Raw genomic sequence first — 25,126 nt, 5'->3', positions numbered from 1 at the left:
ATTGGTGCTTTTTTCCTATTAGCTCTAGCTTTCAGCTATTAGGAATTACTTATGACCGATTACCAATTATTCGGCTACGCGAGGGTAAAAGTTCCCAATTACCCATTATCCATTACCCCTTACTCATTCTTTGAGATAGTTGCTCTGCTACCCGCTTGAGTCTGCGGAGTTGGTCTTTCATATCTTTTTCTGTCCAAGGGGCTGCAAAGCGATTGAAACCAAATCTAATTAAACGATTGGGAATTTGAAATTCAAAGCGGTTAATCAAGAGAGTTCCTTGGATTTGCGGCTGGCATTCCCAACGATCGCATCCTTTGAAAAATCCGTCAAACCCCCAAACAATTAAACCGGGTTGTCGCTCCAACACAACACTCTCTAAAGAGGGTTGCAAAACGGGAATTTTTATGATAAATAAGCTGCGACTTCCTACGGCAGTATCCCATTCGCCCTGGGGATCGCAGCGTAGCAGGGGATTGAGCCACTTGTGCATTAAAGTGCGATCGACTATACATTGCTCCACCAGAGTAGCAGCAGCGCGAATTTCAATGGATTGCTCGAAAACTTGACGAATTGACATGAGAACCTGCAACAAGGAGGGTATTACAAAACTTTGCTTACTTGATAGTCCTTTATTTACTTGTAACGTCAATTTTCCCAGAAATTAAAAGATTGACACACTCATAAATACAGTGTATCATCTTGAATTAAAGTATATATACCGATTATGGAGTTAGTCGAAAGGCACATCATTAAACCAAATCATAGGTTTTATCGAGAAGCCGATAGACTGTCTTTGCTGTGCAAAAATCTTTACAATAGCGCTAACTACATCTACAGTAAAAAATTTTTCGCTAGCCAACAAACAAACGCTCTGGCTGTTGATCACGCCCTCAAAACAAGTCCTGATTACAAAGCACTGCCCGCAAAATTAGCACAAAGCACGATCGGCTTCGTGATCAAAGCATGGACTAGCTACTATCTAGGGGTGCGAAACTATCAGGAAGACACCACTAAATTTAAAACCGCACCGCAAATCCCTCATTATCAAGGTTCAAGAGATCGAAAAAGAGAGGACGGGCGCTATGTAGTTGTATTTAATTGTCAAGCTGTCAGCAAAAGAGCCTTAAAAAAAGGATATGCTCGCCCCTCCGGGACTAATATTTGGTTGCCATTAAAAGTCACCTCGATTCTGGAAATCCGGATTGTTGCCAAAGTAGGTTGTTATGTGGTTGAGGTGCTCTATGAGAAGTTAGAACAGCCTTTACAAGTTAATCAGACAGTAACTGCCATAGATTTAGGATTAAACAATCTGGCAACATTAACCTACAATGTTCGTGGGTTAGTAGCGACAATCTACGACGGACGGGCTGTTAAGTCAACCAATCAATACTGCAATCAAGTTTCATCGGCATTGAAATTATTGCTGCCCGTAGCGCAAAAAAACAGTAAAAAACTCGCCAAATTGTGGCACAAGCGTAACTGTAAAGTGGATTACTACCTCCACACGACGAGTTACGCAATTATTAAAGAACTCCTTAATCATCAAATTGGCTTGCTGGCTATAGGCTGGAACGATGATTTTAAAGATGGGATTAATACAGGTTTGGTTAATAATCAAAATTTTCCCTGTATTCCCCATCGCCGGTTTGTGCAAATGTTGCAGTACAAAGGACAACTTGCTGGAATTCAAGTTCTGTTAGTTGAGGAGAGTTACACCTCCCAATGTTCAGCTTTGGATTGGGAACCAATTCAACAACATTCCGACTACATTGGCAGTAGGGTAAAAAGAGAATTGTTCAGAACCAAAACTGGACGCTTCATCAATGCCGATGTAAACGGTTCTTGGAATATTGGCCCAAAAGCAGTCGGATATGGGTTGATCCCAAATTCGATAGAGGGTTTTGTAGTTAACCCAGTACCTTAAAAGTGTACAAACATTAAATTTAGGCGATGTCTAGATTTTTTGGAACTATTATTAAAGTTTCGTCTTGTCCTTGTCAAATGTGACGTTAACCTGAGAAAAAAATGAATGAAACTTGGCAAGAAATAACTCAACCGATATCGGGGCCCATAGCGGCTTTGTCCGATCGCATTTTGGCCCAGGCCCAGCCCGGGAATCCCCTGACCGATGCCGAACGCGGAATTAACAATTTTATTCAGGGCTCAAACATTGAAAATCTCCTCTGGGCCGTCGGTATCCTGCTCATTGGCTTGATAGTATCAGCCCTCGTCTCATCTTTAGTGGGGGGATTGCTCAAGAAGACTACGATCGACAACCGGTTGGCTGCTTGGATTACCGGTCGCCCGGAAGGAGCTGGAGCCCCGCAAGTGGAAAAATGGATTTCCGCAGCGGTGTTCTGGATCATTTTTGTCTTTTTCCTAATTGCCTTTTTCAACCGGCTGAATCTAACGGCTGTCTCGCAACCCCTCAATACTTTTCTGAATCAAATTACGGGTTTCTTGCCGAAGTTAGCCGGCGCGCTAATTTGGTTGGGGATTGCTTGGGTGTTGGCAACTGTCGCCAAAATGGCCGTATCCCGCGCGATGCGGGCTTTTAGCGTGGACGAGCGCTTGAATCAGGAAGTGGGTGCAGCGCCCACTGAGCGCCCTTTGCTGCTGAGCGATACTGTGGCGAATGCGCTGTACTGGTTCATTTTTCTGCTGTTTTTGCCGCTGATTCTCGACTCACTCGAAATGCAGCAGGCTCTGCTGCCGGTTAATAATTTACTCAACCAAATTCTGGCGGCAATTCCGAAAATTCTGGAAGCTGTGGTGATTGGGTTTGTGGGCTGGCTACTGGCTATGGTGGTGCGGCGGATTGTCACTAATCTGTTGGCTGCTGCTGGGGCGGACGGTTTGGGCGCTCGGTTTGGAATTTCGCGGACTGCTGGCGGACAATCGCTGTCGTGGATTGTCGGTACGATCGTCTATGTTTTGATTTTGATTCCAACGGCGATCGCAGCTCTGAACGCTTTGGACATTCAGGCGATTTCGCAGCCGGCAATCGCGATGCTCAACACGATTCTGGGCGCGCTTCCCAACATTTTTACAGCAGCGCTAATTCTGGGGGTTGCTTACTTTTTGGGGCGCTGGATCAGCGATTTGGTGACTAATATCCTGACGGGAATTGGCTTTAACAATGTCTTTTCTTGGTTGGGAGTGCAGCAGCCGAAACAGCGACTGCGACTACCGCCAAGTTCGATCGATCCGGAGGCAACGATTCTTCAGGAACCGGAACTTCCGGCCCGCACGCCTTCTGAGTTTGTCGGCATCGTGGTGCAGGTGGGCATCATGCTGTTTGCTGTGGTGGCGGCTACCGATGTGCTGGGGATTCCAGCACTGACGGCGATTGTTAGCGGTATTGTCCTGGTTGCAGGTCGGGTGCTGGCCGGTTTGGTGGTATTTGCGATCGGCTTGTATTTGGCGAATCTGGCGTTTAGTTTGATTGCCAGTTCTGGAACTCGTCAAGCGCGGCTTTTGGGCCAAGCGGCTCGGATCGCGATTATTGCCTTTGTTTCAGCCTTGGCGCTGCAACAGATGGGCATTGGAAGCGATATTGTGAATTTGGCTTTCGGGCTGCTGCTTGGGGCGATCGCAGTTGGCATTGCTCTAGCTTTTGGTTTGGGCGGGCGCGAGATTGCGGCCGACCAAATTCGCGAATTGTTAGCGTCGTTTAAACAAGATAAGACGCCGCGTTTGTAATTCTATAAAAAGGCGTTTGTACTTGACAAACGCCTTTTTTTTATGATTAATTTTATTGTGAGGGTCGCGAAGCAATCGCAAAGCCTTTGAATTTGATTTGAATTTGAGGATACAGCTATAGACTGTTCGGAAGCAAAGATTGATTCTTGTTTCTGGGCCGATGCCCCTAATTGAGAATGGTAAGAGCTGCATCGCGCGCCCTAAAACAACAAAACCTTCTCATAGAGAAGGTTTTATCACAATCGGAGCGGCGGGATTTGAACCCACGACCCCTACTACCCCAAAGTAGTGCGCTACCAAGCTGCGCTACGCCCCGACAGCTTTAACAGCTTAGCATAGAGTTCCCGAAAAAGTCAAAAAACTTTTAAAACTTTTGCAGCCTGCACCAAACTCGGAGCCACAGCCGTCGGCCAAAAACCCTCGCACCTCCTGCCAGCATTCAAGATCAACTGCACGCTGTAAGCTTCGGGATAGCCTTCCACCTGCACCCACAGCAAATCGCTTTCGGCTTCAATAGCTATTTTTTCCTCGTCCATTAACTCAGAGGCCATGTGACTCATTGTGCCGGCTAATTGCCCCAACAATCGGCAAAAATCGTTTAACTCAGCCTCCGTGAGTTCGATCGCCCAACTGTCGCCACCCACTAAACCCTTAAACTCCTGGGCCTCCGGGTTCCATCCCAAACGCCACCCAACACCCGTTTTAATTACACGTTCCACCATTAAGGGATTTTAGATTTTAGATTTTGGATTTTAGATTAGTAGGACTTACTCATAAATACGAAAGAAAACGGGTTTTTTACCTGTGTTAAAGGCTCAACAGCAATATTCCCGTAAAAAACCCGGTTTCTGCATTCCTGAGTATTAAGGTGCCAGCAACTTCGCATCTCCCGGCTGCGGCTGCGGTATCTCCGGCGAATTCGATCGCCCTTGTGGTTTTTCCCCCGCCGTCGGTGTGCGCCCACCCCCCGAACTCTCCGTAAAAACATCAACCAAAGCTTGAACCAAAGCATCCCGCTGTGCTCTATTTAAACTTTGAATAGCAGCACGATCCTGTTCCATGGGATTTGAGCGCAAAACGTCCTTTCCCGGATAAACGCTTTCCACCAAATAATCGGGAGTTGCCCCCAAATAGTCAGCTAAACTCAACTTCCAATCAAAGCGGTAATTGGGCGGCCGTCCTTTGACAAATACGTGATATCGAATCAACCGCCCGACTAAAGTATTGGTAGGATCGACTTTTCCAGTTTCCTTAGAAATGTAGTTATTTTCGATCGGCAAATCCGGCAATTTTTCGTACACTAATTTCCACGCATCTTGCACCCTCACTTGCGGCGGCGCAGATTGTTGAGTCACCCGCTGCACTGAGGCAGACTCAGAACTCCGCAGCAGCGAAGGTTCCAAAGCCGACATACTCAGTTCCCCGGATTCCAATACCCAACTCAAAAGCGTGAAAATCGCTACACTCAAAGTAACCAACAGAAAACTTAAGCCCTGCTTTAATCTATTCACGGTTTTGACAAAAATTTCAAAAATAGAATAATTTCATAAACTTACCCCCAAGCAGATGTCCTAGTTTCTAATTTTAGGATTTACACTCCTCAACCCGGTTTATTGAAAAATCAGAGTTTTGTTAACGAGGGAACTAGGAATAAACCGGGTTTATCCTCCCGCGCGCCCAAGTCTAGTTTGAAAAAGTTGTGAGTTTTGAGTTGACAAAAATTGCTGGCAATTCACCACTCAAAACCCAAAACTCCAGAAGTCTAGTACTTGTCTCCGATAATTTCCGGCTGAGTCAGTTCGTCCGACATCTCAAATATCGCCCGCATTACAGGTTTCATTTGATGGTCGTCCATATTGTCAAAATCTTCATAGCGACGGCGTTTTGCGCGGTTCGCCACCTGCACCGTAATCCGATAGCGGTTGGATGCACCGTTAATCAACTCTTCCGCGCGACGGGTTAGCTGAGTAGAATCGAAGGGTGGACGCTTATTAGCCATGAGACTACCTACTTTATGTAATGTTACATTCTAGTCTAGTATGTCAAGATTCATAATTTATTAACTGAGTATCATTGCTTATGCAGGTAGCAACAGCCTATTCCTTTGGTCACTTGCATCGGGGAAATTCTCATCCCCTCAAATTGGTTGCTTTCGGCGACAGCTTAATCTACGGTTTCGGCGACGGTGTAGGTGGGGGTTGGGTGGAAAGATTGCGGCGCCAGTGGATGTTACCGGAGAGTGCAGGACACGTTTTATACAATTTGGGCGTTCGGGGTGATCGCACCTATCAAGTCTCCCAGCGGCTCGAAAACGAGTTTCGCCACCGTGGCGAACTGAGAAATCGTTTCCCGGATGCGATTATTCTTTCGGTAGGCCTCAACGATTCGGCGAGAGTGCAGTCGCCTACCGGGCGCAGCTACACTGAGTTTGAACATTTTAAAACTGTTTTGGATCATTTGTTAAACCTGTCCCAACAACTTTGTCCGGTGATATTTGTCGGGATGGTGCCGGTGGATGAAAGTAAAATGCCTTTTCAAGATTGTTTGTATTACAGTCATGCTGACCAATATCGGTATAAAGAAGCAACGAAATTAGCTTGTGAGTTGCGGGGAATTCCCTATTTAGATATTTTTGATAAATGGATAAATCGGGGCAGTGATTGGTGGCGATCGCGCTTGATTGCAGATGGGCTGCATCCCAATGCAGCGGGCTATCAATCTTTATTTGAAGATGTGACAAGTTGGGAGCCGCTAGCCTCTATTAGTCATTAGTCGGTAGTCATTCGTCATCATGGCTGACTTCCGTGGCATTCTGAACTCCCAATATGCCACCTGCTCCAGGCATCAAAATTGACCTGGCTTGCAACGCTCAAACGAAAGCTTATTAAGCGAAAACTCAAGAAATACTCAAAAGTAACAATCGGTACCTAAAATGGTAAAATTATCCAAAAATTCCCCAGTTAGTCTAGATGCACTTATTCCCAGAGACGCATTTGAGATTAAAGATCAGCCCGAACGCAATATGGGAAGAAGTATCCTCACTATAGGTATTCGCGACCTAGAACAAAGTTCTTTTTTCTATCCGTTTTTGCGAAAACCGGATTTTCAAAGAGAAAGTAATGAATGGGATGCAGCAAAAATATGCGAGTTTATTGAAAGTTTTTTAGATGGAGATTTAATTCCCGCAGTTATTCTTTGGCGAGGTAGTAGCCACTATTTTGTTGTTGATGGTTCTCATCGACTGAGTTCGTTACTTGCTTGGATTAATGATGATTATGGGGATGGTAAAATTTCTAAACTATTTTATGACGGCAACATCACTGACGAACAGAAAGAGGCAGCCAAAGAAACTCGCAAACTAATTAAAGAGAAAATAGGAGCTTACAAAGATTATCAATCATTGACTTCACAGCCTGGTCAAGTTAATCCTAAAATGCTGGAAAGAGCTAGGAACTTAGGGGCCTCAGCGATTTCACTTCAATGGGTTGAAGGTGATGCTATGAAAGCGGAGGAATCTTTTTTCAAAATCAACCAGAAAGCAGCCCCCATTAGCGAGACTGAGATGAGGTTGCTACTAGCACGTAAAACACCTAATGGTGTGGCTGCGCGTGCGATCGTGAGAAGTGGTAATGGTCATAAATATTGGTCGGAGTTCTCTGAAAAAAAACAGGATGAGATTGAAACAGTAGCGCAAGAAATACACGAACTTATATTTCAGCCCAAACTTTCAAATCCCATTAAAACCTTAGATGTACCAATTGTGGGGAATCTTTCATCTTCGGATAAGCTGGAATTGATTTTAGAATTTATAAATATTGTCAATAACATATCAACCGATAATCAGTTGGGAGAAGATTCAACAGGCGATAAAACTATTGAGCTACTAAAGCAGTGCAAAAAAGTGGCTCAAAGAATCAATAGCAAAGATCCTTCATCTCTGGGTTTACATCCACTGGTATACTTTTATACTCAACAAGGGAAGCCAAAAATTGGTTCCTTTTATGGGGTGGTTAGTTTAATTTTACATTTACAACAGACTAAATCTTGGTCTAAATTGATCGAGGTAAGAAAAGACTTTGAATGGGTAATTTGGAATTATGATATGGTTCCACAACTTGTTGCCAAGAAGAGTGACGCATTACAAGCTAGAGAGCTAGTGAGAGACTTCTACTTAGAAGTCATTAATAAGTTGTCAGGAGGTATAGATAAAAAGAATGTTATCACAGAAATAAGATCCGGCGATAAAAGATTTGCGACTCTGAAAATTCCAAAGAAAGCCGACACTGGGGAAATTGTGAGTAAAGAATTTTCTAGAGAAACCAAAGCATCTGCGTTTATCAGAGAGGCTCTACCAGGCTGGCCAGTTTGTAAAATTTGTGGAGGGTATCTGCCTTGCAGATTTAATAGTATCGATCATATTACAAGAAAAGCTGATGGGGGTTTAGGAACTTTAAAAAACGCACAATTAACTCACCCCTACTGCAATACTACCTATAAAAATTGAAAAAAAATTGTATTCGATTTAATGTAGAGCCAAAATATTGCGATCGCCGATGGTTAAATTTTAGCGACAGGCAATTGCTTTTTTGTTAAATCAATCTCATACAATTTGGTATGCGATCGCGATCGCATATCAAACGGCTTTGTCTCTAAATCCTTTTAATTGCAGACACAAGGTAGATAAGGGAGATAAGCAACATAAGGATTTTAAGGAATTTAAGCATTTTAAAATTACCCAATAACCATAAAAATATTTTTTTTAAAAGACCGTATCTTCCCCGCACCATAAGTAAAATTCTTCAATAATGATTACATAACTGAGGGAAAAAGCAAGTTAGGCAGGAATCAATCAGCCTCTCAAAAGCTTAGTTATTCTCAATAAAAAAATGTGTAAATTGGAGAATCAAATAATGTCTGTATTACATCGCATTATATCCGGTACATCTGTTTTATTAACACTGGGAACCGTTGCCGGAACCGCAGCGCCGATGCTAGCTCCCGCGCCTTCTTTTGCTCAAACAGCTTTTTCGGATGTTAATAATAACTACTGGGCAAAAGACTTTATTCAAGATTTGTCGGAAAGAGGCATTATCAAAGGATTTCCCGATGGTAGTTTTCGCCCGGATGCACCGGTAACGCGGGCTGAATTCGCGGCAATGGTACGTTCTGTGAAAAAGGCAAAAACCCGCGGTGCTGTAAGGTTTGCCGATGTTCCTTCTAATTTTTGGGCAAGCGGGGCGATCGCAGAAGCTTACGAAATGGGATGGATGTCTGGCTATCCCGGCAATGTTTTCAGGCCGACACAGCAAATTCCTCGCGTTCAAGTTGTAGTCGCTTTAAATAACGGAATGGGCTATGAGCCTACGTGCGATTTTCAAGATGTTCTCAGCTACTATAATGATGCGGGTGAGATTCAAACTTATGCTGTCAAAAGCGTTGCTGCTGCTACTGAAAAACAGTTGGTTGTCAGCTATCCCAATCCTAAATCTCTCAAACCAAACAAGTCAGCAACGCGAGCTGAAGTAGCTGCTTTTATCTATCAAACATTAGTGAGTACCAATCAAGCAAGAGCAATTAATTCTCCTTACATTGCCAAGATTGATGTTAGCGAATCTGTTGCTGTGCAAATTCCCAGGGGGGTGACTATCCCAATCGAGTATGCAAAAGGCAAGATTTTGCTCGCCCCCAATGACAAATCTCCGATTACGCTGACTGTTGCTTCGGATATCACGGGTAATAATGGCCAAGTGCTGATACCCGAAGGCTCGAAAATTAGCGGCGAATTGCGATCGACTGCTTCGGGCGTTCAGTTTGTGGCTCAAGAATTAAGTATAATCAACGGCAGCAGAGTGCCTCTCAATGCCACTTCGCAAGTGATTACTAGGAAAGAAACTGTTACCAAGGGCGTTAATGTTGGTAATCTGGTTAAGAATACGGCGTTGGGTGCAGCAGCAGCGGCGGCGATCGCAGGTGTTACGGGCGATCGGGCGATCGCAACTGAAGAGGTGCTCGGCGGTGCGGGAATCGGTACTTTGATCGGGGTATTTTTGGGTAGAGATAAAGTCGATTTGTATGCTGTTAATCCTGACACCGATTTAGATTTGCTTTTGAATTCCGATTTGGTAGTTGGTACTGCCAGCACAGGCATTTGTAGCGCTCGATAGAGCCGATACTTGGAAATTTCCTCAAACCCCTCGCCTTGCCGGAGAGGGGTTTTAATGTGTGTATTTTACCTCGCTACAGGTGCATCTAATCAAACAATTACTCAGGAATTTTTTAACTTGTAAATTTCTACGGACATCCCAAACTTTCGCGGGTAGAAACTCCCGTCACGGGATTGACACCATCTGCTTTCTCGCACAGGATAGTCACTTGATAAGCGTCGATAATCGCGTCAGTAAAATCAGCGCCGGAAATTGCAGCATCAAAAAACCGAGTTCGAGTCATAATTGCCTCGGAAAAATTAGCATTCGTCAAATTAGCGCCGTCGAATGTAACTCTATCTACCAAAGCACCGGAGAGGTTAGCACCTGACAAGTTGGCATTCAGCAAAACTCCCTTAGTCAAAATCGCATTAGTTAAATCAGCACCTTGAAAATTGGTTCCCCGCATTTCGGCTGCGACAAATGTTCCCCCTGCTAAATCCGAGTTGGAAAAATCGCGATCGGACAAATTAATGTTTGTGTAATTAATATTTGTTTTCGGCAGGGCAAATGCCGGAGTAGCACTCAGCAGCACCCACCCAACAGCCAACACTAAACTTAAAAACAGGCTCAGGAATATTCGGAAAACGCTTTTCATAATGATGGGAATGGGGAATTGGGCATAAGCTGTCGCGCATTTAAATTGTAGATTCAGGACGGGCGGGACGCCCACCCCACAAGACTTTAATTTTTTTTGACAGACAATTTAAATGCCGCTACAGCTTAGTTGACTGTTGACTGTTGACTAATTAAAATCGCTTTACCCAATCTTCGCCAACGCGAAGTGTCAAGTCAGAATTAATTTCACCCGTAGAAGATGCTTCAAGTTTGCCGCCACCTAACTCTTTTTGCAGTAGATTGGCTGCCTCTAAATCGCCTTGCTGAACAATAATTTGACTTTGACGCTGCTTCTGGGGCGCATCCTGCACTACAGATACATTAAAAAAGCCCTTTTTTGTGAGAAATTCAGCAACGTTTTTTGCGGTTGTCGGTTTGCTAGAAGCGTTTTGGACAGATATTTTGAGGTTTTTGGGCAACAGGGACTCGCTGGGATTGCGAATTCGTCCTTGTTCAAAATCCGGCACACCCAGGTTCAAATATTGTGTCATAATGCGATCGCGCCCTAGCGCATCTACAATCCAATAACTCCTCAAATCCCCTGTTTCTGAACTAGAACGTCCAGGCAACATTACCATTTTAAAATTATCTCGCTCCAATTGCAAACCGAAATTTGCCAGCGTCAATATTTCCTCATAATTTAGGTTTGTATCCACATATTTTTGCATCAATCGAACAATTTGTGGCAAGCGCACCAATACTGATGGACTTGCGAGGCGGTCCCGAATAGCTTGAATTAAAGATTGCTGCCGCTGAATGCGGCCGATATCTCCTAAACCATCGTTGCGAAATCGAGCAAATTGTTCTGCTTGTTCTCCGTTGAGAGTTTGCCATCCCTGCCCTAAGTTTATTTTTAACTTTTGAGCGGTATCTGTATAGGACATCGCGCGAGGTACAAATACCTCAACTCCGCCCAACAAATCGACTAATTCCTGAAACGCATTACTGCTGACTCGCACGTATCGTTCAATTTTCGTATTGTTCAGCATACTGCTAACCAATCGCGTCGCCAAAGCTGCTCCTCCTCTAGCATTGGCTTCGCTAATTTTGCTGAAGCTAATTCCGGGCTCTTCGACTTGAGTATCTCGTGGAACTGAAAGCAAACTAATAGATTTATCTCTAGGATCGAGGTGCAATAAGAGTATGGTATCGCTGCGACCCTCGAAAATCTTAGGGGAATTGGCGACAGCTTCCGGCACGCCGTCAATTCCCAATATCAAGATATTAACTGACCGCGACAGGCGGTATCCAGAGCGGTTGGAGGATAGATAGTCAAAGCCAGTCGCCTCTAATACTCTATTGATAATTGGGGGTTCCACGGGAGCTAAAAGGGCGGTAATTGCCCCCAATGTAGCCGAGATGGCGGCTGTGAAAACTAGGAAAAATAGCCCCACTATATACAGGAAGAATTTAGGCTTTTTTCGAGAGATTTGATCGACTGGTTTAACAAAGTCTCTTTTAAAAATTGACAAGTTTTTCATTGACTTGCTGTTGATTATTGCAGTTTTTCAGCTTTGCAGTAAAACTTGGGCGGTGCTTCTGGAAAGTATTTGAACATAGCCGGACACAGCCAGCCTTCGAGATTTTTCGATTCCCACCGATACCAGTTACCGCCGTATTCTGCTTTCAACCACAGCATTTCTGCTTGATATCCGGGAAATGGATTGGCTGAAAATAAAAGTCGGAAACCTTGAGCGGCATTGGGAATGTCTGCAACAAGCGTGTTAATCATTTCGGGGACGCCCTGAACAAATGGTTCTCGGACAAGTCCGACTCGCTCGTCGTCAAAAACCCAGGTGTACTGTTCGCGATAGGGGTAGATTACCATCATGGCATTGGACATGGTATTCGCCTCTTTTCATTTCCTTTTTTTGTCTGCAAAAATGCAAGTGTGGATACATTATATTCTGTTGCGCCGAAGTTGTGCGCTATCCGATTTAACAACCCTGTTTTAAATTAGGAATTTTAGCGGGTTATTTACAAACTTTATTCGGTTTGGGCGGATTGGCGAAGTTTAGGGCTATGGGGTTTTAGATATATTTTTGTGGTCGTTTTTATGGTAGGTGAATAATATTCTAATTATGCAAGGAATAAAGGTGATTCCTTGCATAATTTTTACTCTTAGGGTGCCTATTTGTATAACGTTTACTACGTTTATAGTAAGGACAAATAGTCTGTATTCATCAACTCTAAGAAGCGACAACCTAACTACAAACCTATAACTGTTTGTAGCTGGGTGTGATGTTGCTTTCCGGGAACCTTCAGCTCAAATTCTCGTCAGCTCAACTAGCGCATTAGCTAAATATTGATACTGCGGCAAAGTATTATATAACTGAGCCGAAATCCTCACCAACTGCTTACTAGCATCCGGCCAAGGAATCACCGGAACTTCAATTTTAAAAATCTCCCATAGCGCCTCTTGCAAAGGTGGAATTCCTCCCTTTGCAACCACATCAGACTGGGAGTCTGCCAGTGGCACAACAGCCATTGAACCAACCATTTCATCAGGACAAGGCAGCGGCAAATCTAATTTGTCAGCCAATATTTTTCTCCCCGCCAATGCTAAAGCATGATTTTTTGCCCTCAATTCTGGCCAGCCGCCGCTTAACAAAGAACCCATAAAATCAATAGCTACAGGCACGCACAAATAGGGACTGGGATCGACAGTTCCCATCCAGTCAAATTCTAATTGAAAGCGCGATTTATCAGCGCGGGGCGAATTAGCACCGTGACTGATAGTAGTTGGGCGAATGGCATTTTGCTTGTCGCGCCGCACGTATAAAAAGCCCGCACCTTTGGGCGCACACAGCCATTTGTGGCAATTTCCCGTATAGTAAGCCGCGCCAATTTCATCTAAATTCAGTGCTACCATTCCCGGCGCGTGAGCTCCGTCTACCAATACATCCACGCCACGGTTAGCTAACTCACCGACTAACTGTTTGATGGGAAAAATTAAACCTGTTTGGCTCACAACGTGGTCTAATAATGCCAACTTTGTTTGCGGTGAAACGCACTTAATTATTGCTTCAATAATTTGTTCGGGTGACTCAATGGGAAAGGGGACTTCTGCTACTACTACTTTAGCGCCTGTACGCTCGGCTACAAAATTAAGTGTGTTGCGGCAAGCGTTGTATTCCTGATTTGTAGTTAGCAATTCGTCGCCCGGAGAAAAACAGAGCGATCGCAAAACTGCATTTACTCCCGTCGTCGCATTCGGCACAAACGCCAAGTCCTCGTCAGCCGCACCAATAAATGCTGCTAACTGATTTCTTGCATTATCCAACAAAGGTTCAAATTCCCGCAGTAAAAAGCGCAATGGTTCTCTTTCTAGTTGTTCTCGAAAAATGGTTTGCGCTTCGAGTACGGGAATTGGACAGGCCCCAAAAGAGCCGTGATTGAGGAAAGTTATATTGCGATCAAGCAACCAATATTGGTTAATCATTAGTAATTAGTAATTAGTCATTAATCATTAGTCATTAGTTAGTCAACTGTCAACAGTCAACCGTTACTCATTTTACCTTTTAATTGCTCAAACTCTTCTAATGTATTGCAATTCGATAACATTACTGCTTCTCGTCCCCCTACAGGTAGAGGGATTGCGGAGATTTGATTTAACCAAACTTGAAAGGAACGTCCCCCTTTGTCCATAAAACTTTGCAAACTGGGCAGAGATTGTTGGCGGTAGAAGCCGCACAAAGGCTCCCAGCGCGAATTTTGATAAGGCACAACTGCTAAAGTAGATGGGGGAAACTCGGTTAACTGACTTGCCCAATTTTGAATAATCTGAGCATCCAACAAAGGCAAATCGCAAGCTAACAGTAAAATCCACTCGGCGGCTATTTCTGTCAATCCCTGAGTCAATGCAACCAAAGGGCCGGAGCCCGGATTGTACTCTACCAGAAATTGGGATGTTTCGGTTAAGGTCGATCGATAGCGATCGGGCCAAGCAGTCAGAACATAAACTTCGGGGGTTACAACTGTGGCAACTTCCAACGCCCGCTGCAATAGGGATTTGCCCTCAATTTCCAGCAAAGCTTTATCCTTACCCATCCGCGAACTTTGACCGCCTGCAAGCACAATTACAGCAATTTTATGATTAGTCATTAGTCTGTAGTCTGTAGTCTGTAGTCTATAGTCTGTAGTTATCGCAAGAATTGCCTATTTTGAACAGGCTTTCCGGCTTGTTCCACAATAATTATTGGAGATGTCTATAGCAATCCTAAATGATTTGCGTAATTTTTGTAGGGGCAATCCCCCCGTGGTTGCCCCGATAGATAGGGGGTAGGCACTCTTAGCACTACCCCTACAAATTTATCTGAATGATTTAGGATTGCTATAGTAGTCAGTAGTAAGTAGTCAGTAGTTAACGGTCAACTGTCAAGTGTCAACTGTCAACTGTCAACTCAAAATACTAACGGCTTGGCTAACTTCCTCAAGTTTTTGCACGACTTGACCGCGACTTAATAAAGTTTCTGCCTCAATCAAACCAGAGTTTATATCCAAACAAACTCCGCTGCGCCACAGATAAAATCCGCCGTTCCAGATAGCGGACTGCATCAATTCCGATGGTTTTCCGAGCAAAACTTCCTGCATTTGTTTGAATAACTCAGGGGCTGATTCAAAGGCAGGATTTGTGTTGCTAAAACCGTAATCTCCGTGAGCTAAAAGCACTCGTTCAAACTCGGCATCCGGCTTAGCAATGCCGATAATCGCAGTACGATCGCGCGGCAAATCGCAGCTTCCCTCCAATCCCTTGACTGTGGTATAATTTTTGATTACCCGCAGCTCAAAGGCTTTTTGAAACATACCTTCTGTCGGCGGGTGGACGTAGCCCGATATAACGTTAACGTCACCGGCACAGGGACACCACATCAACTCCATTGTCGAAAAAGGTGGCCGTTTACCAATTTCGCGGCGGTAGGGTACTAAAGCCGCGGCTTGAGGAAAATGCTTGGGAAGGTAAACAAAACCCAAACCCGTATTGTCAAAAACTTGCTGGACTTTTTCTAAACTCAGTTTTCTCCAGTCAACTCCCAAACCGCGCCAAATTTCAATCAGGGGAATGCCTTCCTTGGTTGGCATGGTATCTCCCCCGTGCATGAGGGTTGGAACGCCAGACGCGGCTAAAATTAGGGCGGTTAAAGGGCTAATTGGAGCCGTGCGCGATCGCCCGTCGTAAGCAACGCCAAACACGGCCACGGTAGAGACGGAAAACCCTTTTTCTCGGTTTGGGGGGGCAAGCATAGGCCCTAATTCTTCATAAGCATCGAGCATTCCGGCTAATTCTTCCCCAGTGGGCCGTTTAATGCGGTGGGAAATCATAAAAGCTCCGATTTGAGCCGGTGTTGCTTCCCCCAGCAGCATCATCCGCGTTGCTGCTGCTGCTTCCGAGCGAGTTAAGTTTTCTCCTGTGTGTACTCCGCTGCCAATTTTTCGCAGCAATTCTCTAAATGCGTCACTCATAACATTTGAAGTTGGTAATTGGTAAGGGGTAATTGGTAGTATTTGAACCGTTTTAAATTTAAATTTCAGAACTATCTATTTAAAATTATCGAATTATACCAGTTCCCAAAAAGAAGGCAATTGTTGGAAATGTCCAAACCCTTATTTCATCAGTCATTCCCAATATAAAATATAAAATATAAAATCTAAAATGGTATTAACTCCCTGATTTTTCTAGCTTGATTACATCAAATGGGGGCACAAATTCGCGTACCAGATTCCAGAAATGGGCGATCGGCGGAATTTGCATTCGATCGTGAGTTGTCACCAACACCACTTCGCGAGTCCAAGTAGGATCTGCGGCCAATTGACCGATCGTCGAAACCTTGGAATTTGACCGCTCTTGGGCGATCGACCGAACGGCTAAAGTGCGATCGCCCTTCGCGTCCACCAAAGCTGAATGCGGCAGCAAAGCAATCAACTCTCCCTGTCGCACCACACCCCGAAAAGCATCAAGAGTGTTGAGTTCCAAAACAGCATGAAGTTTAGCACCCATGCGTCCAAATTGTTCTTGCACCATCCGCTGCATTCCGTACCCGTCCTTAAACACCACTTGCGGGTAACAAATCAATTCCGGCCAAGGTACTCGTTCGTACTGGGCCAGGGGATGACCCGCCGCCATCAACACCTCGATCGGCTCATTGTAGAGCACCTCAACCAACATTTCCGGGGCGTGAGTAAAATGGCGGTTGTTCATCACCACTGCTATGTCCACCAAACCATCTTTGAGGACTTTCAGAGCTCGATCGCTCCCCAGAGAAGTCACCCGCAATTGCACGTCTGGATAGTCACGGCAAAACTTTTGCAGCACAGGCGGCAAATAAGCAGCGCAAACCGAATGAATCGCAGCCACGCAAAGTTCCGGCTGTTTTCCCGCCCGTAAGTCTCCCAATTCTTCAGCAGCATTTCGCCAAGTCTGACAGATTTTGCGAGCGTGAGGTAGCAGGCATTCCCCTCCCACAGTCAGTTTCGCGTGGGCCGTGCGGTGAAACAGCGACAAACCCACTTCCGCTTCTAATCCCTGCACTTGGCGGCTAATAGTCGATTGGGTAACGCCACACTTCCGGGCCGCTTGCTGAAAGCTACCAGTTTCAGCAACTGAAAGAAATGCTTGAAGCTGCTCTAAGCGCATGGAGGTTTAATTCGAGAGAGATGGTTTCAGAAATTTTACTGGAAGATAATCTGTGACATTAACCGATTTAGTAGCAGAATTTAGTAGACTTTGATACAGGTACAGATTAGTTTTGATTCCGAGGTCAGAGGCGGGGATGCTGCGATCTAAGCATCAATCTGCTGTGGCAGGATTTCTGAGCCTCCAAGTAGAGGTCGATTCTCCTATGTTGAAGGGATTTCTGAATCTGCAAAATTATCAAAAAATAGATTCCATAAAGATGAATTTATCGAATATTGCCAGTTTCTAGCTAAACCGTTTCAATGAACGGCACTCTAGTAATCCCTTGATCAACTGAGTTTAATTGTTCTGTTTTTCCGTAAGTTGTGAATTCAAAAGATAGCATTTAATTTCGTACCTCCTTGGGAATTATAGTACCTCACTCTCCCTCTACCTCTCAATTAATGTACTAATATTGCAGGCAGCTTAAAGCCTGCTGTGAACTTTCCTCCCCTGACTAAAGTCACTCTTGTTTTCTGTTTTTTTGTGTATAAACTAGAAATTAGCGGGTCAGCAACACAAGTGCAACTAGGATCGATCGCACAGGAAAGCCGAAATGCTGCCATTTATTAAGATTATGTCATTTAACCACAATTTTATTCCCCAAGATGGCTGTTGCCAGTGGCAACCCCAGTTGATGGGACTGCACGCGGTCAGCGATGTGTTAATTGCCTTGGCTTATTATTCAATTCCAGCACTTCTGACATACTATGCCCGGAAGCAGCGAGACGTGCCTTTGAGCAAGGGGTTTCTCCTATTGGGAGCCTGGTTTTTCTGCGGCGGGACAACTCACTTGATGCAAGTTTGGATGCTGGTGCATCCCAGCTACTGGCTGTCAAGTTCGATCGCCGCCTTAACCGCTATCATCTCTTTGTGGGCTGTAGCGTCCCTGATACCCTCGATTTCTCAAGTGTTGGCTTTGGCTGGGGCGGCCTCTTTACCAGCAAATACGGCGCTGGAAACCCAAAAGGTCGATCGACTGCAAGCCAACTCTGATATTACAAATTCCGTCGCATCCCCCACAACCGAACTCCAGCAAATTAACCAGCAATTGCTTGCAGAAATAACACAGCGCGAGCGAGTCGAGGATCTCCTGCTTGACACCGTAGGCAAGCTGCAAGAAAGCGAAGAACGCTTCCGCGTTTTTCAGGAATTATCTCTAGACGGATTTAACGTGTTTCGCAGCATTCGTGCCGAATCCACAATTGTGGATTTTGAATGGGAATACGTCAATCCCGCAGCGGCAAAAATTCAGCAGAGTACCCCGGGCGAATTAATCGGCAAGCGATTGCTGCAAGTGCTGCCAGGCCATAAAGATAGCGGTTTGTTCGACCGTTACGTCCAAGTTTTAGAAACAGGAATTCCCCTCGATACCGAGATTTATTACAACAGCGAAAGCGAAGGCATTATCGGCTGGTTTCGGATTATGACCGTTAAATTGGGCGACGGCATTGCTATTTCTTTTGGCGATATTACTGAGCGTAAGCAAGTAGAAGCATCCCTGCGTGAGGCGTTGCAAAAACTCACTTCTCATTTTGAAAATACCCCCCTAGCGGTGATTGAGTGGGATGAAAACTTTCGTCTCAGAGGGTGGTCGCCGGCAGCCCAAAAGATTTTTGGATGGGAATCAACCGAAGTTTTAGGCAAGCATTTTAGCGAATGGAACTTTATTTCTACGGGCGATTTAGAAGAGGTAAAGTCGGTAATTTATAGTTTAAAAAAACCAGAAAATCGGTGCAATGTAGTTCGCAACAGCAATTATAATAAGTCGGGTTCGTTGGTACACTGCGAGTGGTACAATTCGGCTTTTTACAGCGATTCGGGACAGTTGATATCGGTGCTTTCTCTGGTTTTGGACGTGACGGAACGCTTTAAATTTCTGGAAGTGCTGCGACAGTCTGAAGAGCGGTTTCGGATTGCGGCAGAAAGTGCCAGCGATTTGATTTATGAATGGGATATCGAGACTGACATCGTGCTGTGGTTCGGTCACGTAGACGAACATTTGGAGTACGCAAAAGGCGGATTTCCGAGGACAAGAGCAGCTTGGAACAGTATCTTGCACCCGATCGACCGGGAGCGAGTTTTGGTCGCAGTCGATCGGTATTTGAGTGCGCCAGACAGTTCTGCCGCCCCATTTTTTCAGGAATACCGCGTTCAGTGCCAGCGGGGTCGCTTGCTCCACTGGATCGATCGGGGCAAAGCAGTGCTTGACAAACAAGGCAATCCCTACAAATGGATCGGCGTAATTAGCGACATCACCGCTCGCAAAGAGGCCGAAGAACAGCGGAATTGGGCATTGGCGCGGGAACAGGCCGCCCGCCGCGAAGCCGAAGCCAGCGAACAGTTGTACCGCGTCCTCGCTGAAGCCATCCCACAAATAGTTTGGACTGCCACAGCCGACGGCTGGCTCGACTACTACAACCAGCGCTGGTTTGAATATACCGGCTTGACGCTGGAGGAAACTCAAGGCTGGGGGTGGCAGCTAGCCCTGCATCCAGATGATGTGGAAGATGCTGTAGAAAGCTGGAAGACCTCGGTGCAGACGGGGAAGACTTACGAGGTGGAATACCGCTTTAAACGGGCATCTGATGGAGCTTACCGCTGGCATCTGGGTAGGGCATTGCCCGTGCTGGACGCTGAAGGGAAAATTCTCAAATGGTTCGGGACTTGTACCGATATTGACGATCGCCAGCGATTGGCCCAAACAGCCTATTTTAACGCTCAAGCTTTGGCTTTGCTGTCGTCGGCTTCCCTGGATTACGAGAAGGCGCTGCAAGGTTTGGCAGATTTAACAGTACCGGGGCTGGGTGATTGGTGCTGTGTGCATTTGCTCGATGCCGACGGCTCGATCCGCTTGCAAGCAGTTGCTCACTCAGATCCGAGCAAAGTCGCTCTGCTTTGGCAAATCGATCGGCGTATGCCGCTAGACCCCCAGGGACGGCACGGAGTAGCAAAGGTGCTACGGACTGGTGAGTCGAAGCTCTACCCAGAAATACCGCAATGGGTGATCGAGGCGGTTGTGCCCGACAGGGAACTGCAGTTGGTGCTGCGATCCCAATCCCAGGTACTGTCGGCAATCTGCGTGCCGCTGATCGCTCGCGGGCGGACGCTGGGAGCGATTTCGTTGCTGTGCGGGGAATCTGGCCGTCGCTGCGGGGAGAGCGATTTGGTTTTACTGGAGGATTTGGCGCGAGATGCGGCGGTGGCAATCGACAATGCGCGGCTTTACCGGGAAGCAGCGGAAGCCAACCGGATTAAAGACGAGTTTTTGGGAACGCTTTCTCACGAGTTGCGGACGCCTCTGAACGCGATTTTGGGCTGGGCGCAGATGCTGCGGCAGCGCCAGATGAGTGCCGAAAAAACGGCTGTTGGTTTGGAGACTATTGAGCGAAACGCGCGGTTGCAGACTCAGATGATTGAGGATTTGCTGGACGTTTCCCGGATTGTCAGCGGCAAAGTGTGTTTGAAGGTGTTCCCGGTGGATTTGGTGCGGATTGTAGAAACAGCGCTGAAGACGCTGAGCCCTGATGCTGAAGCTAGGGGAATTGAATTGGTGAGTTTTTGTGGCGAAGGGGTGAGCTTGGTGAGGGGCGATGCTACTCGTTTGCAGCAGGTGGTGTGGAATTTGCTCTCGAATGCTATTAAGTTTACGCCGCCGTCGGGTCGCGTGGAAATCACGCTCTCGGAGGATGGGGAACCGGGATCAGCGGGTGACGCCATGTTGTCTGGGCCGTCTCCGGTTCACTCTGTTTCGATCGTTGTCAGCGATACGGGAATTGGCATCAGCAAGGAGTTTTTGCCCTTTGTGTTCGATCGCTTCCGCCAAGCTGACAGCACTTCTACGCGCAATTACGGCGGTCTGGGACTGGGATTGGCGATCGTCCGCCATCTCGTGGAACTCCACGGCGGCAGTGTCTGGGCCGAAAGTCCTGGGGAAGGACTCGGCTCGACTTTCGGAGTGCGGCTGCCAATAATCAATAACAACAGTTAACAGTTAACTGTTGTTATTGGTTACTGGTTATTCGTTATTCTATTGATACCAGGACTCTGCTCTTGAGCGTAAGATTCATTTGTAAAATAGTAATGGCTGTGCGGTTCGTTTTTAGGACTTACTCCATTCACCACTAAGCCCAGAACGTGCTGACTTGATTTCTTCAATAGCTCCTTCGCAAAAGCCACAGTACCAGAATGAAGAACTCCCGGTCGCACTACCAATAAAATCCCATCCGCTTTATTCCCGAGAATCAGAGCATCAGCAGCAACATTCAAAGCAGGAGTATCAACGATTACGGCATCATAACTAGCCGAAAATTGCTTAATTAATAAAGTGAGCCGCTGTGAATCCAAGAGAGCCATTGGATTAGGCGGAATCACCCCGCAAGTGAGCACATCTAAATTATCCATAACTTGGGCGATCGCATCCCCAAACCCAGCTTGTCCGACTATCACGTTGCTCAAACCTACTTGATTGGGCAGCTCCCAAATCCGATGCTGAACAGGACAGTGCATATCCGCATCTACCAGCAAAACCTTCCGTCCTAATTGAGCTATAGCTACAGCCAAATTAGCCGATACAGTAGACTTGCCTTCTTGCGGTAGCGAACTACTGACAACAATCACTTTCAGCTCTTTATCCGAACTCAGGAACCTCAGATTTGCCTGAAGCATTCGGTAAGCAGCACTGCTCGAAGTATGAGGAGTATCTCTAACAACAATCTGTCGGGAAGATTGTTCTAAATCCTGCGAAGCAGACTTAAGGTGCTGGGAATTGCGCCGAGGATTTTTTTCCGGCTTTCTATGCAAAGGAATCACCCCCAACAAAGTAAACCCAAATAATTCCCTCGCCTCTTCAATAGTTTTGACAGACTTATCTTGAGATTCTAAAAGCAGCGCTGCACCTATAGCAAGCAGAGTGCCCAACAAACCGCCCGATACCAGCAATAAAGACTTGCGAGAACGCGCTGGTTCCTCCGGAACACTCGGCTTTTGGATAATCCGAGCATTCCCCACTTGCTGATTTTCTGTAATCCGAATTTCTTGGAGTTTTTTTTGCAATTCCTGATAATCAGCTTCGGCTTCTTGGAGTTTTCTTTCAAATTCCCGCTTTTCTTTCTCTAGCTTAGGCAAAAGTTTTACACGCTGCTTGTAGCCAGCTAGAGCATTTGAGAGAATAGTAACTCGCTCAGCCAAACCCTGGCGTTCTACATCTACCTTAATAAATTCTTCGATCAGTTTTGGTTTCACTTCTCCTATCTGTAAACTTGGATTTTGCAACGGCTGTTGTCCGCCTAACACTTGTTGTATTTGTTGGTCTAGTAAAGCTTTCATAGTAGCTTTCTTAGTTTCTAACCTAGTTATTATAGGCGAATTATCCAGGTAGCGATTTTGCTCTATTGCTAACTGCCGCTCTATTTGTTTGTATTCTTTGAGAGCTTCCTGCACAGTGCTAGATTGGCTGAGAGTGCTGGCGGTCAATGCTTGCTGGGGATTCATTTGTAATTCGTCTTCAAATGCTTTAGACTTAGCACTGGTTCGGAGCAAATCCGACTTAGCTTGGTCGATTTGACTTTCGAGTCCTGCCATAACTGCCACTGCTGATTTAGCTTCTTCTTCAAGATTTACAACTTTATTATCTTCTTTAAACTTGCTCAATTCTGCCGCTGCTTTCCGCATAGCTTGGTCTGAATTAGGTAGTTTTCTTTCAATAAACTGTCGAAGAGATACAGCTTCTAAGCGATTCACTTTTTGATTGTTATCTATATAAAAATTCATCAGGGCTTTTACGACATCGGCTGCTATTTTTGGGTTTTGGTGTTTGTATGAAACCGTTAGGATGTCAGCTCCCCGGATAGTAGATACTGTCAGGTTTTTCAAAAAATCTTTTGTTTTGAGATGATTACTTTTTTCGTCTTTCAAATGAAGTCTATCGATGGTTTTTTGGATGATTTCTATAGAACGAATCAGTTCGATCTCGGTAGTCAGAGGGTTACTTTGCTCCGCCGCAGGAGTCAACTCTCCGATTTCTTTGCCCAATTCTGTTAAAGCAGAGCCCGGAGTCGTTTTCTTAAATAACAGCTTTCCTTCTGCTTCATAAACGGCTTTTTCCTGCAGCGTGCCGTAGGTGGTGAGTGCAACAACCGAGGCGAATACAGCTAAGGCTGGCAGCCACCTGCGCTTCAGAATCTGCCAGTATTCCTGAAATCCAATACCACTTTCAGTTGATTCCATCAGTTACTCCCGAAAAATGATTTTTTGTAAACTCTAACACCCTAGGGCGTGTTTTCAAACTATAACCACAACATCATGCAGGCGATCGTAATCATGGCTGTATAATTTGCAGCCAATTTCTCATATCCGATAGCAATACGTCTCCATTGCTTGAGTCGGTTGATAGCACATTGAACTATATTGCGTTGACGGTAGATTTCACGGCTAAAAATACGGCGACGTAGTTCATTTGAAGGTCCTGGGATGGTAAAACGGATACCGGGCGCGACTTAGATAACTACGGATGCGACGACCTGCGAGCGCCTTTGTCTCCTACGACTCTTTCAGGGGATTGACGCGACCGACCTGCACCAGAATGCGCTTACTGCTCATTGTTCCATCAATTGTTCTAAAAAAATTGACTCGTTACGTTGACAAGCGACTCAGAAGAAAAGTTATAGGTTTACCTTTACCCTCACTTTAACGTATCTGTATTTTGGTACTAAAACCACCACGAGAACGGCCTAGTTTTTCCTGTGATTCGCCTTCTTTTTTCCACCATAGCCGAGGGTTGGCGGGCACGAATCACGGTTCAATCGACGTAATGAACCGGACAGTCTAGCTTTCGGAGTTTGTCAGCATGGGCTTGTAGGCATTCTAAGACTTGTTTCCAAATATCGGCTTTGTGCCACCGATTAAACCGTGTTCCCACGATGCACCCACTTGCTATAACCTTCTGGCAGGTCTTGGCACGCAGACCGGGTTCTAAGTATCCAGACGATGCCATTCACAACCTGTCAGTGGTTATGACGCAGGCTTACCCGTTTTGGGTTGGAGCGGTGGAGGTAGCGGTTTTAACTTCTCCCACTGTTCGGTACTTAAGTCTCCAAGGGTTCGTCAAGACTCCTTGCCGGAGCTCGCCTATTTTCGAGGATCCAACGAGGCAAGAAAACACGCCCTAGGCTTTTAAACTCATTATTGAGGATATCCACTGTATCACTTAAGTCAATTACTGTTATGGTTTTAACACAAATGTTGTTAGCCATCCCCCTAAAGAAATATATTTTGGTTATAAATAAGTAAATAATTGTAAACTTATGGGCTATGGAACCAGTAGTAGGAGAAGATAAACGCAGTAATAACGCGGCATCTAATAATTTCATCTCAAAAAAATACTCTTAAAAAGGAAATTAAGAGAAGGGAAAGATTCTTGATAATCAATCCTTAATAATGTCACTTGAGTGAGGCCCTACGATTAAAAGGTTGATTAATTTCAGGGGACAGGGTGGTATAAAAAAATACCTCAGAATGAGGTACTCGATCTAGTTACGGTAAAGTTGTTGTCTGCATAGCGTCGGAGGAATATGATCATAAAAAAAATTAGCAAAGTGTTGGTGGGATTAAGAACCCGTCATTTTTTGGTAATCGATGCAATTTGTTTGGTGATCGCACCGTTACTGGCCTTGGCAATTCGTTTAGATGGTATATTGAATCTGGCTCCCTACTTACAGAGCCTAGCGGTAGTTACAGTATTATTTTTAGCAGTCAAGCTTACAGTATTTTATGCGGGGGGCTTGTACAAGCGTTACTGGCAGTATGCGGGTCTGGAAGAAATGGCACAAATAACGATGCTGATAGGTATATCCCTAGTACAGCTCGGCGTAAATACACAGACTATTAAACAGCCAAGACTTTACCCTTGTATGTCCACTTAAAAGGTTTG

Annotated in this window: 19 protein-coding genes and 1 tRNA gene; 7 read left to right on the top strand and 13 right to left on the bottom strand. The window is 45.4% G+C overall.

Features of this window, described 5'->3' with window-relative positions:
- Positions 1 to 112 precede the first annotated feature (112 nt).
- Entirely contained in the window at positions 113 to 577 is a 465-nt protein-coding gene (locus QUA90_RS15175; protein WP_333325431.1) for an SRPBCC family protein, read from the bottom strand.
- Positions 578 to 724: 147 nt separating this feature from the next.
- Between QUA90_RS15175 and QUA90_RS15170 the strand changes: the two genes are divergently transcribed.
- Together QUA90_RS15170 and QUA90_RS15165 are read left to right on the top strand one after the other, a co-directional pair.
- Positions 725 to 1,924 carry a transposase gene (locus QUA90_RS15170; RefSeq protein WP_333446329.1) on the top strand — a complete coding sequence of 400 codons (1,200 nt, stop codon included), beginning with the start codon at positions 725 to 727 and terminating at the stop codon, positions 1,922 to 1,924.
- A 101-nt stretch (positions 1,925 to 2,025) separates the two neighbouring features.
- Positions 2,026 to 3,702 carry a mechanosensitive ion channel gene (locus QUA90_RS15165; protein WP_333446327.1) on the top strand — a complete coding sequence of 559 codons (1,677 nt, stop codon included), beginning with the start codon at positions 2,026 to 2,028 and terminating at the stop codon, positions 3,700 to 3,702.
- A gap of 242 nt (positions 3,703 to 3,944) precedes the next feature.
- On the opposite strand, the gene QUA90_RS15160 is transcribed toward QUA90_RS15165, so the two are convergent.
- From QUA90_RS15160 to QUA90_RS15145, 4 genes are all read right to left on the bottom strand, one after another.
- Positions 3,945 to 4,018: transfer RNA gene (locus QUA90_RS15160), tRNA-Pro, on the bottom strand.
- A 37-nt stretch (positions 4,019 to 4,055) separates the two neighbouring features.
- Positions 4,056 to 4,424, bottom strand: a complete 369-nt coding sequence (locus QUA90_RS15155; RefSeq protein WP_333216042.1) for a DUF1818 family protein — start codon at positions 4,422 to 4,424, stop codon at positions 4,056 to 4,058.
- A gap of 141 nt (positions 4,425 to 4,565) precedes the next feature.
- The gene (locus QUA90_RS15150) at positions 4,566 to 5,213 is read right to left on the bottom strand and encodes a hypothetical protein (RefSeq protein ID WP_333446325.1); all 648 of its coding nucleotides are present in this window, start codon (positions 5,211 to 5,213) and stop codon (positions 4,566 to 4,568) included.
- Between the two features lie 251 nt (positions 5,214 to 5,464).
- Positions 5,465 to 5,701, bottom strand: a complete 237-nt coding sequence (locus QUA90_RS15145) for a DNA-directed RNA polymerase subunit omega (RefSeq protein ID WP_333080095.1) — start codon at positions 5,699 to 5,701, stop codon at positions 5,465 to 5,467.
- Between the two features lie 80 nt (positions 5,702 to 5,781).
- Here QUA90_RS15145 and QUA90_RS15140 point away from each other — a divergent pair, with 80 nt between their 5' ends.
- The 3 genes from QUA90_RS15140 to QUA90_RS15130 all read left to right on the top strand — a co-directional run bounded on the left by QUA90_RS15140 (position 5,782) and on the right by QUA90_RS15130 (position 9,866).
- Positions 5,782 to 6,474 (top strand): GDSL-type esterase/lipase family protein, encoded by a 693-nt coding sequence (locus QUA90_RS15140; RefSeq protein WP_333216046.1) that lies wholly within the window; start codon positions 5,782 to 5,784, stop codon positions 6,472 to 6,474.
- A 160-nt stretch (positions 6,475 to 6,634) separates the two neighbouring features.
- Positions 6,635 to 8,206 carry a GmrSD restriction endonuclease domain-containing protein gene (locus QUA90_RS15135; protein ID WP_333080099.1) on the top strand — a complete coding sequence of 524 codons (1,572 nt, stop codon included), beginning with the start codon at positions 6,635 to 6,637 and terminating at the stop codon, positions 8,204 to 8,206.
- 406 nt (positions 8,207 to 8,612) lie between these two features.
- Positions 8,613 to 9,866 carry an S-layer homology domain-containing protein gene (locus QUA90_RS15130; protein WP_333446322.1) on the top strand — a complete coding sequence of 418 codons (1,254 nt, stop codon included), beginning with the start codon at positions 8,613 to 8,615 and terminating at the stop codon, positions 9,864 to 9,866.
- A gap of 127 nt (positions 9,867 to 9,993) precedes the next feature.
- Here the strand turns inward: QUA90_RS15130 and QUA90_RS15125 are convergent, their stop codons facing one another.
- The 7 genes from QUA90_RS15125 to QUA90_RS15095 form a co-directional block, all read right to left on the bottom strand.
- Positions 9,994 to 10,503: a pentapeptide repeat-containing protein gene (locus tag QUA90_RS15125; RefSeq protein ID WP_333389642.1), complete on the bottom strand. Its 510-nt coding sequence runs from the start codon at positions 10,501 to 10,503 to the stop codon at positions 9,994 to 9,996.
- A 151-nt stretch (positions 10,504 to 10,654) separates the two neighbouring features.
- On the bottom strand, positions 10,655 to 12,004 hold the full coding sequence (locus QUA90_RS15120; RefSeq protein ID WP_333080103.1) for an LCP family protein: 1,350 nt from the start codon (positions 12,002 to 12,004) through the stop codon (positions 10,655 to 10,657).
- A gap of 14 nt (positions 12,005 to 12,018) precedes the next feature.
- Positions 12,019 to 12,366 (bottom strand): DUF6717 family protein, encoded by a 348-nt coding sequence (locus QUA90_RS15115; RefSeq protein WP_333080104.1) that lies wholly within the window; start codon positions 12,364 to 12,366, stop codon positions 12,019 to 12,021.
- Positions 12,367 to 12,789: 423 nt separating this feature from the next.
- Positions 12,790 to 13,965 (bottom strand): aminotransferase class V-fold PLP-dependent enzyme, encoded by a 1,176-nt coding sequence (locus tag QUA90_RS15110; RefSeq protein ID WP_333325410.1) that lies wholly within the window; start codon positions 13,963 to 13,965, stop codon positions 12,790 to 12,792.
- A 56-nt stretch (positions 13,966 to 14,021) separates the two neighbouring features.
- Complete coding sequence (locus QUA90_RS15105; protein ID WP_333325407.1) at positions 14,022 to 14,627, bottom strand: molybdenum cofactor guanylyltransferase; 606 nt, start codon at positions 14,625 to 14,627, stop codon at positions 14,022 to 14,024.
- A 294-nt stretch (positions 14,628 to 14,921) separates the two neighbouring features.
- Positions 14,922 to 15,986 (bottom strand): anthranilate phosphoribosyltransferase family protein, encoded by a 1,065-nt coding sequence (locus QUA90_RS15100; RefSeq protein WP_333446321.1) that lies wholly within the window; start codon positions 15,984 to 15,986, stop codon positions 14,922 to 14,924.
- A 196-nt stretch (positions 15,987 to 16,182) separates the two neighbouring features.
- Positions 16,183 to 17,157 (bottom strand): LysR family transcriptional regulator, encoded by a 975-nt coding sequence (locus QUA90_RS15095; protein WP_333325400.1) that lies wholly within the window; start codon positions 17,155 to 17,157, stop codon positions 16,183 to 16,185.
- Positions 17,158 to 17,752: 595 nt separating this feature from the next.
- Here QUA90_RS15095 and QUA90_RS15090 point away from each other — a divergent pair.
- Positions 17,753 to 21,187: a PAS domain S-box protein gene (locus QUA90_RS15090; RefSeq protein ID WP_333446319.1), complete on the top strand. Its 3,435-nt coding sequence runs from the start codon at positions 17,753 to 17,755 to the stop codon at positions 21,185 to 21,187.
- A gap of 20 nt (positions 21,188 to 21,207) precedes the next feature.
- Here QUA90_RS15090 and QUA90_RS15085 read toward each other — a convergent pair whose 3' ends face one another.
- Entirely contained in the window at positions 21,208 to 23,424 is a 2,217-nt protein-coding gene (locus QUA90_RS15085) for a polysaccharide biosynthesis tyrosine autokinase (RefSeq protein ID WP_333446317.1), read from the bottom strand.
- Between the two features lie 1,343 nt (positions 23,425 to 24,767).
- Between QUA90_RS15085 and QUA90_RS15080 the strand changes: the two genes are divergently transcribed.
- Positions 24,768 to 25,118: a hypothetical protein gene (locus tag QUA90_RS15080; RefSeq protein WP_333446315.1), complete on the top strand. Its 351-nt coding sequence runs from the start codon at positions 24,768 to 24,770 to the stop codon at positions 25,116 to 25,118.
- Positions 25,119 to 25,126 lie beyond the last annotated feature (8 nt).

The organism is Microcoleus sp. D3_18_C4, from assembly GCF_036702355.1.
In the GTDB taxonomy this organism is placed as follows: domain Bacteria; phylum Cyanobacteriota; class Cyanobacteriia; order Cyanobacteriales; family Microcoleaceae; genus Microcoleus.
Note: the sequence above shows the minus strand (reverse complement) of the source record. Positions and strands in the feature narration are given on the sequence as shown.

Coding starts and splice junctions, on each gene's coding strand:
- QUA90_RS15175 (WP_333325431.1), bottom strand. CDS start 577: ATGTCAATTCGTCAAGTTTTCGAGCAATCCATTGAAATTCGCGCTGCT.
- QUA90_RS15170 (WP_333446329.1), top strand. CDS start 725: ATGGAGTTAGTCGAAAGGCACATCATTAAACCAAATCATAGGTTTTAT.
- QUA90_RS15165 (WP_333446327.1), top strand. CDS start 2,026: ATGAATGAAACTTGGCAAGAAATAACTCAACCGATATCGGGGCCCATA.
- QUA90_RS15155 (WP_333216042.1), bottom strand. CDS start 4,424: ATGGTGGAACGTGTAATTAAAACGGGTGTTGGGTGGCGTTTGGGATGG.
- QUA90_RS15145 (WP_333080095.1), bottom strand. CDS start 5,701: ATGGCTAATAAGCGTCCACCCTTCGATTCTACTCAGCTAACCCGTCGC.
- QUA90_RS15140 (WP_333216046.1), top strand. CDS start 5,782: ATGCAGGTAGCAACAGCCTATTCCTTTGGTCACTTGCATCGGGGAAAT.
- QUA90_RS15135 (WP_333080099.1), top strand. CDS start 6,635: ATGGTAAAATTATCCAAAAATTCCCCAGTTAGTCTAGATGCACTTATT.
- QUA90_RS15130 (WP_333446322.1), top strand. CDS start 8,613: ATGTCTGTATTACATCGCATTATATCCGGTACATCTGTTTTATTAACA.
- QUA90_RS15125 (WP_333389642.1), bottom strand. CDS start 10,503: ATGAAAAGCGTTTTCCGAATATTCCTGAGCCTGTTTTTAAGTTTAGTG.
- QUA90_RS15120 (WP_333080103.1), bottom strand. CDS start 12,004: ATGAAAAACTTGTCAATTTTTAAAAGAGACTTTGTTAAACCAGTCGAT.
- QUA90_RS15115 (WP_333080104.1), bottom strand. CDS start 12,366: ATGTCCAATGCCATGATGGTAATCTACCCCTATCGCGAACAGTACACC.
- QUA90_RS15110 (WP_333325410.1), bottom strand. CDS start 13,965: ATGATTAACCAATATTGGTTGCTTGATCGCAATATAACTTTCCTCAAT.
- QUA90_RS15105 (WP_333325407.1), bottom strand. CDS start 14,627: ATGACTAATCATAAAATTGCTGTAATTGTGCTTGCAGGCGGTCAAAGT.
- QUA90_RS15100 (WP_333446321.1), bottom strand. CDS start 15,986: ATGAGTGACGCATTTAGAGAATTGCTGCGAAAAATTGGCAGCGGAGTA.
- QUA90_RS15095 (WP_333325400.1), bottom strand. CDS start 17,157: ATGCGCTTAGAGCAGCTTCAAGCATTTCTTTCAGTTGCTGAAACTGGT.
- QUA90_RS15090 (WP_333446319.1), top strand. CDS start 17,753: ATGCTGCCATTTATTAAGATTATGTCATTTAACCACAATTTTATTCCC.
- QUA90_RS15085 (WP_333446317.1), bottom strand. CDS start 23,424: ATGGAATCAACTGAAAGTGGTATTGGATTTCAGGAATACTGGCAGATT.
- QUA90_RS15080 (WP_333446315.1), top strand. CDS start 24,768: ATGATCATAAAAAAAATTAGCAAAGTGTTGGTGGGATTAAGAACCCGT.